Raw genomic sequence first — 16120 nt, 5'->3', positions numbered from 1 at the left:
AGTGGTACCTGGGGGGCCACTCCATGGGCGGAGCCTTCGCCGCCCTGCACGTGGGCTCGGGGAACGGCGACACCGAGTGGCAAGGGCTGGGCGGCCCGCGCCGACGGCGGCTCCGGCGGCGACGATCGCGACGACCATCATCGTGCGCATCGGGGTGAACGCCGACGCCGCCTGTTCCGGGGACGCCACCCCGGGGTCGGCCAGGATCTCCGCCCGCACGGCCGCCGGGGGCGGGGCGTTCGGCGGCTCGACGGCCGGGTCCGCCTCCGGTGCCGGTACGGGGTCGGGCGGAGCCGGGTCCGAGGCGGGGGCCGACTCGGAGGGTGTCGGGGAGGCTTCCGGCTCGGGTGCGTCCTCTCCGGGCGTGCCGGGCTCGGGTGGGCCGGGGGGAGCCTGGGGCTCCTGCCGTTCGGGTGGAACCGGCTGTTCCGGCGCGGGCGGCTGGGATGCGGGGGGTTCCTCCGGCTCCGGGAGCGGCGGGGGCTGGGGGCACGTGGGCGCCTGCCCCGCGTGGATGACCACGTGGGCGCCGTTGGTGCACACCAGGACGTGCGATCCGGGGACGACGTCGACGTACCCCTCGGTGCTCTGCGTGTGGGCGCCGCCGGGTCCCGCGTCCACCTGGGAGGAGCCGTCTCCGGTCCGTGCCTGCCCGGCCGCCGCCGGGGATTCGGGGACGGAGGCCGCTCGTGCGAGGGCCGGGGCGGACCCCCATGCGAACGCGAGCGCCCCCGCCGCCGCCAGGGCGAGGAGGGCGGCGGTCCGTTCGCGGCCCACGGGGGCGCGCCTGCGCGCCAGGAGGGCCCCGGACGGGAGTCGGGGTGTGGGAGAGGAGCGGGTTCGTGACCCCGCGTACTGAGGTCTGTTCACACCGTGATGCTACGGGGTGGGGGTCCCGCCACAGGTCGGAATCGGTGTCCCGGTGGAGGGGCGGTCGCCACGGCGCCCGCCTCTCCCCATCACCGGGCCCGGGTCCCGACCTGCCCGCGCGCCGGGGTCACCGGCAGCTGATGAACCCGTTGACGAACGTCTTGTTCTGCTCGTCCACCCGCATACGGCCCTGGACGTTGCCGATGGGGGAGAGGTTGGACGTGAAACTGCGGGTCTGGCCCGCCCTGATGGTGTGCGTGGGCCCGTTGCGGGTGAGGCTGCCCAGTTGGGCGACGGAGAACCTGATGGTCACCGGGGTTCCGGTGGTCTTGCGGTAGGTGACCGTCGCGCTCTTGCACCCGGTGGTGCTCGTGGTCAAGGTGCCGTGGGTGATGGGGAGGCCGGTGGTGGCGCGGGCGCCGATCGGGTCGGAGTCCTCGTCGGCCGGAGCGTACTCGGGGTTCTCCTCCAGGAACGCCTCCAGGCTCTCCACGTCCTCGCCGACCTCGTAGACGCCCTCGTCGGTGACGATGATCTCCTGGCTCTCGGTCCGGACCTCGCCCATCTCGGCGCTGGCGGTACCGGGAACCAGGAGGACAGTGGCCGTGACCAGGGCGGTCAGCGCCGTGAGGCGGGCCGGGAGCTTCGGGTGGGGGGAAGATAACGGCACTTCGTCCTCCGGTGGTGGGTTCGCGCGGGGGTGCTGTGAACCTACCAACCGTCCTTCCGGCGAACCAAGGCCCTTCGTCCCGTCGACCCGCTCCCACCCGCGCCAGGCACGACCCCGCCCCTTCCACACCGGCGCCCACGCCCGGAAACCGCCTACGGGGAGTGCAGGCGCAGTACCGCGTGCTCGGCCCACTCCGGAGGGCGGGTGCGCAGGGAGAGCACCACCATCGTGAGGAACGCCAGCGGGATCGTCCAGGCCGCCGGTTGGGCCAGGAGAACGGTGACCCAGTCCCCGGGGGTGGCGAACAGGATGGACCAGCCGACGGCGCCGGTCGCGGTGACCCCGCCCACGACCAGCCCGGCCACCGCCCCCGGCAGCGTGAGCCGACGCCACCAGATCCCCAGCACCAGCAAGGGACAGAACGTCGACGCCGCCACCGTGAACGCCCACACCACCAACACGTTGATGTCGATCGCCTGCGCGGGCAGCGCCAACAGCACCGCCACGCACGCGCCCACCGCCACCGCCAACCGCAACCGGGGCACGCTTCCCCGGAACAGGTCGTGGGACAGCCCCCCGGCCAGCGCCAGCAACAGCCCGGACGAGGTCGACAGGAACGCGCCGAACGCCCCCGCCGCCACCAGCGCCGTGAGCATCGTGCCCGCCGAGCCGGGGACCGCCTCCGCGGGCAGCACCACCGCCACCGTGTCCGTTCCCTGGAGCAGCACCAGCTGCGGCGTGAGCACGCGCCCCAGCAGGCCGTAGACCGTGGGGAACAGGTAGAAGAGTCCGAGCAGGGCGATCACGCCGACCGCCACCCGGCGGGCCGTCCGTGCGGTCGGGCTGGTGTGGAAGCGCATGATGACGTGCGGCAGACCCATGCATCCGAGGGTGATCGCGAGCAGGGTCGACCACGTCTCGAAGAGCGGGTACCCGCCCACGTCCAGCAACGGGGCGCTCCACCGCTCGCTCCCCAGCTCCGGCAGACCCTCCGGGTGCGGGATGACGGCCCCCTCCGGGAACACGAACTCCGTGCCCGCGTCGACCGCGTGCGTACCCGCGGCCAGCACCCGCTCCCCGCCGTCGGGGGTGGTGATGGTGACGGCCCGGTCCAGAGCGAACTCGGTGGCCACGGTGAACTCCACCGGAGTGTCCCGGGGGAAGTGGGTGCCCCACTCGGGGTGCAGAGCCTCGGCACGGGTGTCGGCGCCCGCGTGCACGACGAGGAAGATCGCGGGCACGGCGAGGAACGCCAGTTTCACGACGTAGTGGAAGGCCTGCACGTAGGTGGCCGAGCGCATCCCGCCCGCCGCGATGGAACCGCTCACCACCAGTCCCGCGAGCAGCACACCCACCCAGTACGGCGTGCCGCTGACCAGGCTCAGCACCACCCCGGCGCCCTTGAACTGCGGCACCAGGTACAGCAGCATGATCACCAGCACCACGCACCCGCAGAGCTTGCGCAGCCGGGGCGCGCCCAGCCGGTACTCGGCGAAGTCGGGCACGGTGAACGCCCCCGAGCGGCGCATGGGACCGGCGACCAGCGCCACCACCGCCACGTAGCCCGCGGTGAACCCCACCGCGTACCACATGGTGCCCAGCCCGTTCTTGAGTAGGAGCCCGGCCAGGCCCAGCACCGACGCGGCCGACAGGTACTCGCCCGCAATGGCGAGGGCGTTCCAGTTCGGTGACACCCGTCGCGAGGCCACCAGGAAGTCCGAGGTCGACCGGGCCGCCCGCACCCCGTACACCCCGATGACCAGGCTGGTGACCAGGACCAGACCGATCGCCAGCACCGCCGTGGTCACGGTGTCCTCCCGTGGTCCGCGGCGGTGTCGGGCGGGCGCTCCCCGCCCGCCCGGCCGCTCCCTCCGGCCTGGACCGACCCGCCCGCTCCCACGAACCCGCCCGCCCCGCCGGTTCCGGTCCCGCCCGCGACGTCCTCCCCGCCCCGGCCGGTGCCCCGGGCCCGGTCGGCCGCGCGCGCCTCGGCCCGCTCCTCCAGGCGCTCCGCCCCGCGCACGTGCCACAGGGCCAGCCCGAACAGCAGCGGGTACACCGCCACCGTCAGCAGCAGCCACGAGACGGGCACCTCGGCCAGACGCACCCGGCCCAGTTCGGGGAACAGGGCGAAGGCCCCGCTCAACCCGAAGAGCACCACCGCCAGCAGCACCACGGTGCGCACCGCGGTGCGCCGCTGCGCCCGGAAGAGCCGCCGCGCGGCCTCGGCGTCCACGGGCTCCGGCACCGGGATGAGATGGTGCGCGGGCCGGTTGCCGCGCGTCAGTGCGATACGGGTCTGCGGGCTGGTGAGCTTCTCCCGGCGCGGGCTCATCCCCGCCCCCGACCGGAGGTCACTGCTGCTCCTTGACCGTTCCCGGCGGGCGGGCCGAACGGCCCAACTGGTCGCGCCGGGCCGCCTCCATGAGCTGGGCGCGCAGGTGGCGGCTGTGGCGTCGGCTCACCGGGACGTCCCCGGCGGGTGTCCCGGCCACCAGCCCGGAGGAGGAGGTCACCCGCAGGTCCCGCACCCACGGAATGGCGATGAGGAACCCCCGGTGCACGCGCACGAACCCCGCCGACGCCCACACCTCCTCCAGGTACGACAGCGACAGCCGGATCAGGTGCGTGCCCTCGGCCGTGTGCAGCCGCACGTAGTCGCCCTGGGCCTCCACGAACTGCACGTCGTCGCGTTTGACGAAGACGGTGCGGCGGCCGGTGTCGATCTGCACCACGTGCAGGTCCTCGGCCGGTGAGGTGCCGCCACCGGAGCCGCGCAGCTGGGCGATCCGCCCCACGGCCTCGGCCAGCCGCTCCGGGCGGATGGGTTTGAGCAGGTAGTCGACGGCGCCGATCCCGAAGGCCTCCACGGCGTGCGCCTCGGAGGCGGTCACGAACACGATGGACGGCGGTTCGGACATCACGCTCAGCACCCGGGCCACGTCCATGCCGTCCAGTCCCGGCATGAGGATGTCGAGGAAGGCGGCGTCGATACTGGTCGTGCCCAGCAGACGCACGGCGGTGGCGCCGTTGGAGGCCACCAGGACCTCCGCCACCTCGGCCATGTCGCCCAGCAGCGCGGCCATCTCCTGCCGGGTGGACGACTCGTCCTCCACCACCAGCACACGGAGTTCGGGCTTCACAGGACCACCACCCCGGGGGCGAACCTGGGTACGCGCACGGTCACCTTCGTCCCTTCTCCCAGCGCGGTCTCGATCACCAGACCGTACTCGGGCCCGTAGACCGCGCGCAGCCTCTGGTCGACGTTGGCCAGGCCGACGCCCCGGGACTCGGGGCCGGTCCCGGCGAGCAGTGCTCGGGCCAGTTCGGGGTGCATGCCCACGCCGTCGTCCTCGATCTCGATCACGCACAGGGGCCCCTCGCCGAACCCGGAGACGCTGATGTGCCCCGTCCCCTCCTTGCGCTCCAGGCCGTGCCGGATCGCGTTCTCCACGATCGGCTGCACCACCAGGAAGGGGATGGCCACGGGAAGCACCTCGGGGGCCATCCGCACGGTGATGTCGAGGCGGTCGTGGAAACGGGCCCGCTGGAGTTCGAGGTAGGTCTGGGTGGCCTCCAGCTCGTCGGAGACCGTGGCGTAGTCGCCCTTCTCCGAGAACCCGTACCGGAGGTAGTCGGCGAAGTCCGACAGCAGGTGGCGGGCGCGGTCGGGGTCGGTGCGCACCAGGGCGGCGATCACCGCGAGCGCGTTGTGCACGAAGTGCGGGGAGATCTGTGCGCGCAGGGTCCGCAGGTCGGCGGCGGCGATCCGGGCACGGGCACGCCGCAGGGCGGCGTGGTCCAGGGAGTCGGAGACCAGTGCGGCGGCGGCCTCCACGTCGGCCTCCACCGGGTGCCCCGAGGCCACGAGGGCGCCCGAGAGCTCGTCGGCGACGGTCAGTGGGACGGCGCACACCGAGGTGGCGTCGGGCAGCCGGGCGCGGACGGTGCCGCCGTACTCGAACACCTGGGACAGCACGGCTTCGACCTCGGCGGGGGCCGGTTGGCTCCCGTGGGAGGCGACCGTTCCGTCGAGATCGGCGAGGAGCACCCCGTCCACGGCCAGGACCTGGCGCAGGCGACGGGCCGCGGAGTGCGCGCCGCGCCCGTGCAGGCCGTCCCGGAGGTCGGCCCCCAGGGCGTGGATCTGGCGCATCAACTCGACACTCGCCTGGCGTTCCGAGGACGTGGGGCGCCGGGAGGGGGAAAGCCGCGACAGCCACCGAGAGGACACAGACCGATCCTATCCCCGCGAAATGTGTCGGCGCTCACGTGTTGGCCTCCGCTTTCCTGTTCGTGTCGTGATGTCCCGTTCTCCCCGTCGTCGCCGGTGCGGTACGGCCGGGCCGCTGGTGGGGCGGGTGGTGACGCGGGTCCTCAGAGTCGGCACACGGGACGGGCCCGCCGCCCGGTGGGGCGGCGGGCCCGTCAGGGAGACCGGCGGGCTAGTGGCTGCTGGCCTTCTCCGCGCCCGCGCCGGTCAGGGCGCGGACCTGGAGCATCGCGAACTTCTCGTAGTCGCTCTCCTTGGACATCAGCGTTCCGACGACCGCGCAGAGCAGGCCCAGCGGAACGGAGACCAGTGCCGGGTTGGGCATCGGGAACCACGCGAAGTCCGCGCCGGGGATGAGCGCGGTCTCCGAACCCGAGACCACCGGCGAGAAGAACACCAGGCCGACCGCGCTGATCAGACCGCCGTAGATGCCCGCGAGGGCGCCGGCGGTGTTGAAGCGCTTCCAGAACAGGCTGAGCAGGAGCGTCGGCAGGTTCGCGGAGGCCGCGATGGCGAACGCCAACGAGACCAGGAAGGCCACGTTGAGGTTCTGCGCGAACACCGCGAGGACGATGGCGACCAAGCCGACGAACCAGGTGACGACCCGGGCGACCTTCACCTCCTCGGCACCGGTCGCCTTCCCCTTGCGGATCACGGAGTTGTAGAAGTCGTGGGCCAGGGACGAGGACGAGGCGATGGTGAGGCCGGCGACCGTGGTGAGGATGGTCGCGAAGGCCACCGAGGCGATGACCGCCAGCATGATCGACGCGAAGACCGGCCCGCCGATGTGGGCGCCGACCGCCTCCGCGAGCATCGGCGCGGCGGTGTTGCCCGCCGGGTTCTGGTCCTGGATGGTCTCGTAGCCGACCAGAGCGGCGGCGCCGAAGCCCAGCACCAGGGTCATCAGGTAGAAGACGCCGATGAGGCCGATGCCCCAGTTGACGGACTTGCGGGCGGTGGTGGAGTCCGGGACCGTGTAGAAGCGGATCAGGACGTGGGGCAGCCCGGCGGTGCCGAGCACCAGGGCCATGCCGAGGCTGATCAGGTCGAGCTTGTTCCACATGGTCTGGACGGCGCTGTCGACCTCCTGGCCGTACAGCAGGCCGGGCTGGAGGAAGGTCTCGTCGCCGACCCGGCTGGAGTTGGCCGCCTGGGTCATCAGCTCGGGCAGGCTGAAACCGTAGATGGACAGGGTCAGCAGCACCAGGAAGGCGACGCTGATCATGAGGAAGGCGGCCTGGACGATCTGGACCCAGGTGGTTCCCTTCATCCCGCCGAAGGTCACGTAGATGACCATCAGCAGGCCGACCACGACGATGCCGAGGATCTTGGCGACGTCACCGGACATGCCGAGGTAGGTCTGGTCGCCCTGGATGCCCAGCAGCAGGGCGATGAGGGCGCCCGCGCCGACCATCTGCGCGATCAGGTAGAAGATCGAGACGGTCAGGGTGGACACGGCCGCGGCCGTGCGGACCGGGCGCTGCTGCATCCGGTACGACAGCACGTCGCCCATGGTGAAGCGGCCGGAGTTGCGCAGCATCTCGGCGACCAGCAGGAGCGCGATCAGCCAGGCGACGAGGAACCCGATGGAGTACAGGAAGCCGTCATAGCCGGACAGCGCGATCATGCCCGCGATGCCGAGGAAGGACGCGGCCGACATGTAGTCGCCCGCGATGGCGAACCCGTTCTGGGTGGCGGTGAACCCGCGTCCGCCGGAGTGGAAGTCGGTGGCCGTGTGCGTGCGTTTGTTGGCCCACGCGGTGATGGCCAGCGTGCCCGCGATGGTGAGCAGGAACAGGACCATGGTGATGGTCCGGCTGGCACCGCTGACGGTGCCCTCCTGCGCGAGGAGGAGTCCGGTCGAGAGGATCACTTGGCCTCCTCCTTGGAGCCGTTGGCGCCCAGGAGCTCGTCACGCAGTTCGTACGAGAGCGGGTCGAACTTCTTGCGGGCGTACCAGGAGTAGAGGATCGCGATCCCGAAGGTCGAGACGAACTGGAGCAGCCCCAGGAGCAGCGCCACGTTGAACCCGGCGGCGACCTCGATCGCCATGATGTCGCGGGCGAACCCGGACATGGCGACGTAGATGGCGTACCAGATGAGGAACAGCACCGTCATCGGGAAGACGAAGACGTACAGGGTCCGCCTGAGCTGGAGGAACCTGGGGTCGCCGTGCATGGCGACGAAGGTCTCGGTCGGGATGGGTTCCGACTCGTGGGCCTCGTCCGTGGCCGGCTGGGACGTGGGGTCCTTGGCCGAGGGTTGGCTTGTCATGCTGTTCGTTACCTCCGGGGGGATGGCGGGGACGGTGCCGCGTCTGGTCGCGTTCGCGCTGTTGGTGCGGTGACGCCTGGTATGACCAGTTCGTGTGACGTGGGTTACCCGGCACTGTAAGGAGCGACACCACGTCTGAGCAGGGGGGCGTGCCGGGGCGCGCGCCGAACGCGGACGAGGAGCGTCGAGCGGTCGCCCACCGTGCGACGAACGGTCGACTGGCGCGCCGAACGGTCGGCGGGCGGTGCGGGCCCGGGCGCACGCGCCCCGGCGCACGGCCCCCGTCCGCGCTCACCTGCCGTTCCGGGGCCGCTCGCCCGCTCGGAGTCCGGGAGTCCTGGAGCCCGGAGGTCGCGCCCTACACCAGGACGCGGTGCGTGCCGCTGTAGACGTTCATGGAGTCGCCGCGCAGGAAGCCGACGAGGGTGATGCCCGCCTCCGTCGCGAGGTCGACGGCGAGCGACGAGGGAGCGGAGACGGCCGTCATCATGGGGATGCCCGCCATCCACGCCTTCTGGACCAGCTCGAACGAGGCGCGTCCCGACACCATGAGCACGGTCTCGCGCAGGGGGAGCCGACCGGAGCGCAGCGCCCAGCCGACCAGCTTGTCCACCGCGTTGTGCCGTCCCACGTCCTCGCGCAGGGCGAGCAGCTCGCCCGTGGCGGTGAACAGTCCGGCGGCGTGCAGGCCGCCGGTGCGGTCGAACACCCGCTGGGCCTCGCGCAGACGATCGGGCAGCACGGTCACGGTGGGCACGTCGACGCGCAGGGGGTCGTCGTCCACCGGCCACCGCGCCTTGGTGCGCACGGCGTCCAGGCTGGCCTTCCCGCACAGTCCGCACGAGGAGGAGGTGTAGAAGTTGCGCTCCAGGGAGGTGTCGGGGCGCGGTACCTCGGGCGCCAGGGACACGTCCAGCACGTTGTAGGTGTTGGAGCCGTCCTCGGTGGCCCCGGCGCAGTAGCGGATGGCCGCGACGTGCGGGCCCTCGGACACCACCCCCTCGCTCACCAGGAACCCGGCGGCCAGGTCGAAGTCGCTCCCCGGGGTGCGCATGGTGATGCTCAGCGGGGCGCCGTCCAGCCTGATCTCCAGGGGTTCCTCCACCACGAGGGTGTCGACGCGTTCGCTCGCGACCCCCTCCCTGATTCGGAGGATTCTCTCGCGGGCGGTCACCCGTCCCATGCCTCGTCACCGCCTTCCGGGCTCTCGTTCGTCTACTGTGTCTACGCCTCCCGGCACCGGGTGTCGAGGGGCGGTCGCGCGGAGCGCCACGCCGTTGGCGGCGCGCGGTCCCCGACCAGGGTCTCAGCCCCGCCGGACCGGTCCGCCGTGGTGACCGGACTCTCCGGTCACCCCGGAAGGGCGGCACCGCCGGGGCCGTTGTACTGTGCGAGTACCTGAAGACTCCGGACGAGGTGCGCCGTACCCGGTCAAGACAAGACGGCGCGAACCACAGTTCGCACGTCTTGGAGGTAAAGGTCATGGCCTGGATCGTTCTGGTGATCTCCGGTCTTCTCGAAACCGCGTGGGCCGCCGCGCTCAACGCGTCGCAGGGCTTCACCCGCCTGTGGCCCACGGTGACCTTCGGCGTCACCCTGGCCCTGAGCATGGCCGGCCTGGCCTACGCCCTGCGCACGATCCCCCTCGGTACCGGGTACGCCGTCTGGGTCTCCATCGGTGTGGTCGGCACGGCGCTGATCGGCATGTTCGTCCTCGGTGAGGGCTTCAGTGTGCCCAAGGCCCTGTGCCTGATCGCCATCGTCGCCGGTGTGGTGGGGCTGAAGGTCCTCCACTGACTCGTCGTCCGCGCGGCCGCCGGGGGGATGCCCCGGCGGCCGTTAGTGTGTCCGCATGACTGTGGGAAGCCTTGTCCAGTGGGTGGTCAACGCCGTCGACCCGCCTGCCCTCGCCCGTTTCTGGTCCTCGCTGCTCGGAGGGGAGGTCGAGGTGCGGCCGGACGGCTGGGCCGTTCTCCACGGCGCCTCGGGGCAGCCCCGGATCTCGTTTCAGCCGACCTCCGAACCAGGGGGCGGGCGCGACCGCGTCCACCCGGACCTGCTCGTCGGCGACCTGGCGGACGCCTCCCGCGCGGCCGTGGCGCTCGGGGCCGTCGCCGTGGGGGAGCCCGTCACCGACGAACACGGGGCGTTCCAGGTGCTGCGCGATCCCGAGGGCAACGCGTTCTGCGTGGTCAAGCCCGCGCACTGACGACACAGGGGGCCGCAGCCGACTGTGCCCCTGTGCACATACTTGCCAATAAGGAAAGTGAGTGTCACCCTGGAACGGATGTCCAGTCCGACCCAGGGTGGTCCAGTGAACCGCGAAGCAGCACTCCAGACCCTGAACGACGCCGAACCCCTCAGGAGGGACATGCGGGCGCACGCCCGATGGCCCGCGAGCGGCGTCGCGGGGCTCGTCCTCGCCGTCGTCCTCCCGGCCGTGGCCATCGCGGCGGGCGGCGGCCGTATCCCCCTGCCGTTCCTCGTGCTCGTCACGACCGTCCCGATCGTCCTCAACCTCTACGCGTACCACCAGCCGGTGCGGCTCCCGGGGCGCCTGGCGGCGCACTACGCGCTCACCGGCACCGGCGTGGCGATGCTCACCGGCACCGTCGTGTTCGGGCTCGCCCTCTTCCCCGCGTCCACACCGTGGTGGGTCGGCGGGGCGCTCCTGAGCGCTCTGCCCCTGCTCGCGTCGGTGGCGCTCAACCGGATCGGGGTGCGCGGCCGGGCGCTCCGGCACACCGCCCACCCCGGCGGCGCGCTGGACGAGGCGCTGCTCCCCACCGACCGGTTCGCCCTCGCCGCCGCCCTGTCCGGGGTGGACCGCGCGGGCACCGGCGCGCTGGCCAACACGCTGGGGACGGACGCGTCCGCACTGTCCGAGCCGATCCGCGCCCTCCGGGAGGAGGGGTACCTCACCGTCGTCACGCGGGAGCGCGGAACCCGGTCCGGGCCCCACGTGGCCCTCACCGCCTCTGGTCGGGAGGCCTTCGACGCACACGCGAGCGCCCTCAGACGCACGGCCGAGGGCGCTCCGGCCCCGGTCTGAGCCGCGTCCGGGCCCGGGCACGGACGCGGCGGCGAAGCCGCCCGGGAACCCGTGGCCCGGCCCGGGCCGGGGGCGCGACCGTTCGCGCATCACCGGCCCTGCCCGGAGCGCCGGGCGCGCTCACGGAGCCGTGGGGGCCCGGGGCGGCTGGGTGTACTGACCATGGAGGTTGAGTACCCCTAGCTCCGGGAGCGGCGGTACCGGCTGCCGTCGTCCTCCCGCTCCAGGAACCCCTCTTCGACCAGGTAGCGGCGCAGCGCGGAGGGGTCGTCGAAACAGGTCAGCAGCGCCGTGTTCACCTGCTTCTCCGTGTACTCCAGTTCCGGGGCGAACAACCGCCCGCAGAGGCGTTCCAGCACCGCCAGGCGCAGATCCCGCCTGGCGGGCATCGAGGTGAGCCGACCCTCGTGGAACAGCGCGTCCACGGGGTCGGTCACCCGGGTCTGCGCCTTGTGCTCGCGCATGGCCTCGGCGAAGACCTCGGGCACGGCGACGATCCGCCCGTCCTCCTCGCAAACCAGACCGTCCTTGAGTAGCCGGTCCAGGTGCTTGCCCGCCGCAGCACCGCCCGGACCGCTCGGCTCCCACCCCTCGGGGCCCGCGGAGACGATCCGGGCGAACAGCGACAGCCGATCGGGGGAGGCGAGCGACGACACGAGCTGGGTGGGGTGCGGCACGGGGGTTCCTCTACGGAGTCGGGGCCAAGGTCCCCGTCACCGTAGGAGCCGCGCCGCGTTCCCGGCCACCGAATATCGGGGCGCGGGCCCCGGCGGCGGTCAGGCCCGTTCCAGGATCTCCTCCACCACGCGGCCCACCCCGTCCTCGAAGCTGGAGGGCGCCACCCGGAGGCCGAGCGCGGGGTCGAGCAGGTCCGGGTGGCCACTGCTCATCGCGTACCCGGCCCCCGCCCAGGTCAGCGCCGAACGGTCGTTGGGCATGTCCCCGAAGAACACGACCTCCTCGCGGGTCACGCCCCAGCCCTCGCACAGCATCGCGAGGGTGCTGCCCTTGTTGACGCCGGTCGCGCTGATCTCCACCAGCCCCGCCCCGCCCGAGTAGGTGGGTTCGGCGAGCGTGCCCACGGAGGCCACCGCCGCCTCGTACATCACGTGCACGGGGTAGTCCTGGGACCGGGCGACGAGCTTGGTGACGGGGGTCGCGGCGTCCAGCAGCGCGTCGGTGTCGTCGAGCACCGTCACCGAGCCCGGTTCGATCCACGGCTCCAGCTGGTAGTCGGCGTCGTGGTAGAAGTCCAGGCCGGTCTCCACCCCGAACCCCAGCCCCGGTAGGGAGGCCCGCAGCTTCTCCACGATCGTGCCGGAGGTCTCCCGGTCGATCGCCCGGACCATCGGTTCGGCGCCCCCGGGGAGCTGGGCGTGGGCGCCGTTGCCGCAGACCACGGCGGCGCAGTCGAACAGGGCGGCGAAGGCTTCGGTGGCGCGCGGCGGGCGGGCGGTGACGAGGACGACCCGCACGCCCGCCTCCACGGCGGCGGTCAGGGCGCGGTGGTTGCGGGGGGAGACCTGGCCGGTGCGGCCGAGGAGGGTTCCGTCAAGGTCGGTGGCGATCACGCGAGGAAGGGCCATGGGCGCATTATGCCGTCGAAGTCCGACGGATTCGTAGGCGTTTCGGCGCATCTCACACCGGCCCGTCAGATGCCGTGGACGGCGGGCGCTCGGGCCGGACGAAGTCCGCACATGCCACGGAAGGGGATCATTCCTCTTTCATGGCGGCTCACACGGGCGATGTGGGCGTGTCCCCGCGTCCGCGACCCCGTCCGGAGCCGTACGGGGCGGGGCGGCCCACGGGGATCGGGTCCGGGTCGGCGCTGCGGCAGGACAACGGGGGTCGCCAGTGTGAGAGTGGCGTCATGGCTACGCACAGTGAACTCCGTGACTTCTGGGAACACCGCCTCGAAGGTGACTGGACCGAGAGCGGCGTCGGCTACCGGGCCCTCGGCCGACCCTTCAACACCTGGATGTACCGGGTCCGCGAGGAGGTCTTCCTCCGCGAGGTCGGCCAACTGGGACTCCGGGGCGCCAGCGTTCTCGACGCGGGCAGCGGCACGGGCTTCTACGTGAGCCAGTGGGAGCGCCTGGGGGCCGGGGACGTCACCGGCTGCGACATGACCGACGCCGCCGTCGACCGCCTCCGCGGCCGGTTCCCCCAGCACCGGTTCCTCCGCCAGGACGTCTCGGAGCTGGACGCCTTCGAGGACGCCAGCTTCGACGCCGCCTCCTGCATGGACGTGCTCTTCCACATCACCGACGACGACCGCTACGCGGCCGCCTTCGGCGCCCTCGGCCGGGTCGTGCGCCCCGGAGGCACCCTCGTGATCTCCGAGAACTGTCTCCAGCGCCCCGAGCAGCGCGGCGAACACCAGGTCAATCGCACCCTGGAGACGATCGCGGCTCTGGCCGACAAGGCCGGATTCGACATCGTGCGCCGCGTGCCCATGCTCATGCTGATGAACGCGCAGGTCGACGCCTCCCTGCCGTGGCGCAAGGTCTGGGGCGGGGTCCTCCGCGCCGCCACCGTGACCGCTGCGACGGGGTGGCTCGCCGGAGCCCTGCTCTACCGGCTGGACCGCAGGCTCGTGCGCGGTCGCAGGGAGAGCCCCACCACCGAACTCCTGGTGCTGCGGCGGCGCGAGGAGGCCTGACCGGGGCGGTGAGAGGCCCGGCCCCCGGCACGGTACGCGCGGACCAGGCCGGGGAGGGGGTCGGCGCCGAGTTGCTCCCGGTACGCGGTTCGTGCCCGGTTCCCGCACGGGCACCGGGTTACGGTGGTGCTCCACCTTGGTTCCGGGGTGGCCGCCGTCGCGGGGGCACGGCGGACGGCCGTTCGGGAGGCGACCGCATGCTGAGACGCTCGACCATCACGACCTGGGTCAGGCGGGGACTGCTGGGACTGTTGGCCACCCAGGTCGCGGTGGTCGCGACCCTCGTCGGGATCGACCAGTGGCGCAAGAGGGTGCGCCCGCACCGCGTCGACTTCCCGCGTACCGACCCCGCCTCGGTACCGGTGGGGGAGACCACCGCCACGGTCTACACCTACGGGGCGGACCTCTTCGAGGACATGCTCTCCGCCATCCGGGGCGCACGCCACCGGGTCCTCTTCGAGTCCTACATCGTCAAGTCCGACGTGGTGGGGCAGGAGTTCAAGGCCGCGCTGATCGAGGCGGCCGAACGCGGCGTCGAGGTGTACGTCATCTACGACGGCTTCGCCAACCTCGTCGTGCCGCGCTCCTTCTTCCGCTTCCCTCCCTCGGTCCACGTCATGCGCTACCCGGCGTTCCGCCCGGGAGTGCTCCTGCTCAACGTGCGCAAGTCCGGCCGGGATCACCGCAAGATCCTCACGGTGGACGGTGAAACGGGGTTCGTCGGCGGGTTCAACGTCGGCTCCACCTACGCCATCGAGTGGCGCGACACCCACCTCAGGTTGGTCGGCCCGGCGGTGTGGGAGCTGGAGAACGCCTTCGTGGACTTCTGGAACACCAACCGGCGGGCGGACCAGCCCGCGCTGGACGGGCTCGGAGAAGCGGAGTGGGACTCGCGCATCCGGGTCCACCGCAACGTCCCCGAACTCATCATCTACCCCATCCGCGCCATGTTCCTGGAGGCGGTCGACCGGGCCAAGGAGAGAGTGATCTTCACCCAGGCCTACTTCATCCCGGACCGCGAACTCGCCAACGTCCTCGTCGAGGCGGCGGGGCGGGGTGTGGACGTCAACGTGCTCGTGCCCGAGAACTCCAACCACGTCGTCGCCGACTGGATGGCGCGCGGCCGGTACTCCGAACTGCTCCGGGGCGGGGTGCGGCTGTGGCTCTACCAGGACGCCATGGTGCACGCCAAGACCGCCACCGTGGACGGCAGGTGGAGCACGATCGGCACGGCCAACGTCGACCGTCTCAGCCTCACCGGCAACTACGAGATCAACGTCGAGATCTTCGACGAGAGCGTGGCCCGACACCTGGAGAAGGTCTTCGAGACCGACCTCACCAACGCCCGCGAGCTCACCGAGGAGGAGTGGCGGGGGCGCCCGTTCGCGGCCAAGTTCAGCGAGATTGTGCTCGCCCCCTGGCGCGGGTTCCTGTGAGTCCGGTCACCCGTAGGCGCCGTTCCGCGGACGGGACCGCCTCACAGGTCCTTGGGCGACAGGCGGGCGAAGCTTCGGGGGAAGAGCCGTTCCGGCTCCGACCTGCGCGGTCGGGGGCCTCCCCAGTGCTGCGGGCCGGGATGGGGCGCCTTCTTCAGGGCCCCGGAGATCGCTGAGGGAGACCCGCCGCGCTGACGCCCTCCGGCACCTTCGTCGGGTCCGGTCGCGTCGTTCGCGTCCCCCATACGGCCACCCCCGTCCGTGCGCGCGCACGCCCTCGACCTGGTCTTTCCCTGCTTCATGATGGCGTGGGAGGGAGTGCTCCCCGCCGCCCGACACGGGCGGGGAGCCGACTTTCTCACTGAGAAGGAGAGACGTACGGGGACTTGTGGTGATTTGACGGACCCCGGAGACGGGAAAAGCCCCGCGAGCCGCAACCTGGATTGCGAACCACGGGGCTTCCCCAGTCGGTGACTCCGCGACGTTCTCGCAGGTCACGTGATGCGGCCCCAGCAGGATTCGAACCTGCGACACCCGCTTTAGGAGAGCGGTGCTCTATCCCCTGAGCTATGGAGCCATGGGTGATGCCTGGCCCGGACGTTACCCGACCACGGGGGCAAGCCTAACCCAGGATGGGGGTGCCTGGGGTCCCGATTGGCGTTGGGGCGGTGCGGGCGAGGCACTCTACGTGCGCGGCACAGTACGCTGACCTACGATCGGTTGTCCTGGTCGCGGTGTGATGTTGTTCATTTCGCGTGTCGTGATCAGAGTCGCCCGCGTGCTTCGGTCACTCTGGGCGGGCGGGTGCGAGGGAGCACCGCACCCCGACGACCAGGTCTTCTTCCAAAGGCCCGGTGAGACGGCCGGGAGGACGGTGGCCGAC

At 71.8% G+C, this 16120-nt stretch carries 15 protein-coding genes, 1 tRNA gene, 2 pseudogenes and 1 riboswitch; of the genes and pseudogenes, 5 read left to right on the top strand and 13 right to left on the bottom strand.

What is annotated here, in order from left to right:
* The 9 genes and pseudogenes from ABZ635_RS25885 to fdhD all read right to left on the bottom strand — a co-directional run.
* Window positions 1–870 (bottom strand): annotated as a pseudogene (locus tag ABZ635_RS25885) (hypothetical protein); the annotation flags it as partial.
* A 127-nt stretch (window positions 871–997) separates the two neighbouring features.
* Complete coding sequence (locus ABZ635_RS25880) at window positions 998–1540, bottom strand: hypothetical protein (RefSeq protein WP_357769688.1); 543 nt, start codon at window positions 1538–1540, stop codon at window positions 998–1000.
* A gap of 152 nt (window positions 1541–1692) precedes the next feature.
* Window positions 1693–3348 carry a cation acetate symporter gene (locus tag ABZ635_RS25875; protein WP_357769686.1) on the bottom strand — a complete coding sequence of 552 codons (1656 nt, stop codon included), beginning with the start codon at window positions 3346–3348 and terminating at the stop codon, window positions 1693–1695.
* A gap of 158 nt (window positions 3349–3506) precedes the next feature.
* A pseudogene (locus ABZ635_RS25870) lies at window positions 3507–3875 on the bottom strand (hypothetical protein); the annotation flags it as partial.
* A gap of 19 nt (window positions 3876–3894) precedes the next feature.
* Complete coding sequence (locus tag ABZ635_RS25865) at window positions 3895–4683, bottom strand: LytTR family DNA-binding domain-containing protein (protein WP_357769684.1); 789 nt, start codon at window positions 4681–4683, stop codon at window positions 3895–3897.
* Window positions 4680–5696 carry a histidine kinase gene (locus tag ABZ635_RS25860; protein ID WP_357769682.1) on the bottom strand — a complete coding sequence of 339 codons (1017 nt, stop codon included), beginning with the start codon at window positions 5694–5696 and terminating at the stop codon, window positions 4680–4682. Before ABZ635_RS25860 ends, ABZ635_RS25865 begins: the two co-directional genes overlap by 4 nt.
* Window positions 5697–5985: 289 nt before the next feature.
* On the bottom strand, window positions 5986–7686 hold the full coding sequence (locus ABZ635_RS25855; protein ID WP_357769680.1) for a cation acetate symporter: 1701 nt from the start codon (window positions 7684–7686) through the stop codon (window positions 5986–5988).
* Window positions 7683–8087, bottom strand: coding sequence for a DUF485 domain-containing protein (locus ABZ635_RS25850; protein WP_357769678.1), 405 nt, complete (start codon window positions 8085–8087; stop codon window positions 7683–7685). Before ABZ635_RS25850 ends, ABZ635_RS25855 begins: the two co-directional genes overlap by 4 nt.
* Window positions 8088–8445: 358 nt before the next feature.
* Window positions 8446–9270: a formate dehydrogenase accessory sulfurtransferase FdhD gene (gene fdhD, locus ABZ635_RS25845; RefSeq protein ID WP_357769676.1), complete on the bottom strand. Its 825-nt coding sequence runs from the start codon at window positions 9268–9270 to the stop codon at window positions 8446–8448.
* 195 nt (window positions 9271–9465) lie between these two features.
* Window positions 9466–9538, top strand: a riboswitch (guanidine-III (ykkC-III) riboswitch).
* Window positions 9539–9569: 31 nt separating this feature from the next.
* Here fdhD and ABZ635_RS25840 point away from each other — a divergent pair.
* The 3 genes from ABZ635_RS25840 to ABZ635_RS25830 all read left to right on the top strand — a co-directional run bounded on the left by ABZ635_RS25840 (window position 9570) and on the right by ABZ635_RS25830 (window position 11139).
* Window positions 9570–9884: a multidrug efflux SMR transporter gene (locus ABZ635_RS25840; RefSeq protein ID WP_357769674.1), complete on the top strand. Its 315-nt coding sequence runs from the start codon at window positions 9570–9572 to the stop codon at window positions 9882–9884.
* Window positions 9885–9939: 55 nt separating this feature from the next.
* Entirely contained in the window at window positions 9940–10296 is a 357-nt protein-coding gene (locus ABZ635_RS25835; protein ID WP_357769672.1) for a VOC family protein, read from the top strand.
* 105 nt (window positions 10297–10401) lie between these two features.
* The gene (locus ABZ635_RS25830; RefSeq protein ID WP_357769670.1) at window positions 10402–11139 is read left to right on the top strand and encodes a transcriptional regulator; all 738 of its coding nucleotides are present in this window, start codon (window positions 10402–10404) and stop codon (window positions 11137–11139) included.
* A gap of 179 nt (window positions 11140–11318) precedes the next feature.
* On the opposite strand, the gene ABZ635_RS25825 is transcribed toward ABZ635_RS25830, so the two are convergent.
* Window positions 11319–11816: a DUF2087 domain-containing protein gene (locus ABZ635_RS25825; RefSeq protein ID WP_357769668.1), complete on the bottom strand. Its 498-nt coding sequence runs from the start codon at window positions 11814–11816 to the stop codon at window positions 11319–11321.
* Window positions 11817–11915: 99 nt separating this feature from the next.
* A complete protein-coding gene (locus tag ABZ635_RS25820; protein ID WP_357769666.1) occupies window positions 11916–12725 on the bottom strand; it encodes an HAD family hydrolase in 810 nt (269 codons plus the stop codon).
* Window positions 12726–13009: 284 nt separating this feature from the next.
* Between ABZ635_RS25820 and ABZ635_RS25815 the strand changes: the two genes are divergently transcribed.
* Both ABZ635_RS25815 and ABZ635_RS25810 read left to right on the top strand, forming a co-directional pair.
* Entirely contained in the window at window positions 13010–13801 is a 792-nt protein-coding gene (locus ABZ635_RS25815) for a class I SAM-dependent methyltransferase (RefSeq protein WP_357769664.1), read from the top strand.
* 197 nt (window positions 13802–13998) lie between these two features.
* Window positions 13999–15237, top strand: a complete 1239-nt coding sequence (locus ABZ635_RS25810; RefSeq protein WP_357769661.1) for a phospholipase D-like domain-containing protein — start codon at window positions 13999–14001, stop codon at window positions 15235–15237.
* A gap of 41 nt (window positions 15238–15278) precedes the next feature.
* Here the strand turns inward: ABZ635_RS25810 and ABZ635_RS25805 are convergent, their stop codons facing one another.
* Window positions 15279–15482 carry a hypothetical protein gene (locus tag ABZ635_RS25805; protein WP_357769659.1) on the bottom strand — a complete coding sequence of 68 codons (204 nt, stop codon included), beginning with the start codon at window positions 15480–15482 and terminating at the stop codon, window positions 15279–15281.
* A 259-nt stretch (window positions 15483–15741) separates the two neighbouring features.
* A tRNA-Arg gene (locus ABZ635_RS25800) sits at window positions 15742–15814 on the bottom strand.
* Window positions 15815–16120 lie beyond the last annotated feature (306 nt).

The sequence above is a fragment of the Nocardiopsis sp. NPDC007018 genome, assembly GCF_040635075.1.
Classification (GTDB): domain Bacteria; phylum Actinomycetota; class Actinomycetes; order Streptosporangiales; family Streptosporangiaceae; genus Nocardiopsis.
Note: the sequence above shows the minus strand (reverse complement) of the source record. Positions and strands in the feature narration are given on the sequence as shown.

Excerpts from the sequence above, each read along its gene's own strand:
- ABZ635_RS25850 (WP_357769678.1), bottom strand. The coding sequence starts at position 8,087 with ATGACAAGCCAACCCTCGGCCAAGGACCCCACGTCCCAGCCGGCCACG.
- ABZ635_RS25805 (WP_357769659.1), bottom strand. The coding sequence starts at position 15,482 with ATGGGGGACGCGAACGACGCGACCGGACCCGACGAAGGTGCCGGAGGG.
- ABZ635_RS25860 (WP_357769682.1), bottom strand. The coding sequence starts at position 5,696 with ATGCGCCAGATCCACGCCCTGGGGGCCGACCTCCGGGACGGCCTGCAC.
- ABZ635_RS25810 (WP_357769661.1), top strand. The coding sequence starts at position 13,999 with ATGCTGAGACGCTCGACCATCACGACCTGGGTCAGGCGGGGACTGCTG.
- ABZ635_RS25820 (WP_357769666.1), bottom strand. The coding sequence starts at position 12,725 with ATGGCCCTTCCTCGCGTGATCGCCACCGACCTTGACGGAACCCTCCTC.
- ABZ635_RS25835 (WP_357769672.1), top strand. The coding sequence starts at position 9,940 with ATGACTGTGGGAAGCCTTGTCCAGTGGGTGGTCAACGCCGTCGACCCG.
- ABZ635_RS25815 (WP_357769664.1), top strand. The coding sequence starts at position 13,010 with ATGGCTACGCACAGTGAACTCCGTGACTTCTGGGAACACCGCCTCGAA.
- ABZ635_RS25840 (WP_357769674.1), top strand. The coding sequence starts at position 9,570 with ATGGCCTGGATCGTTCTGGTGATCTCCGGTCTTCTCGAAACCGCGTGG.
- fdhD (WP_357769676.1), bottom strand. The coding sequence starts at position 9,270 with ATGGGACGGGTGACCGCCCGCGAGAGAATCCTCCGAATCAGGGAGGGG.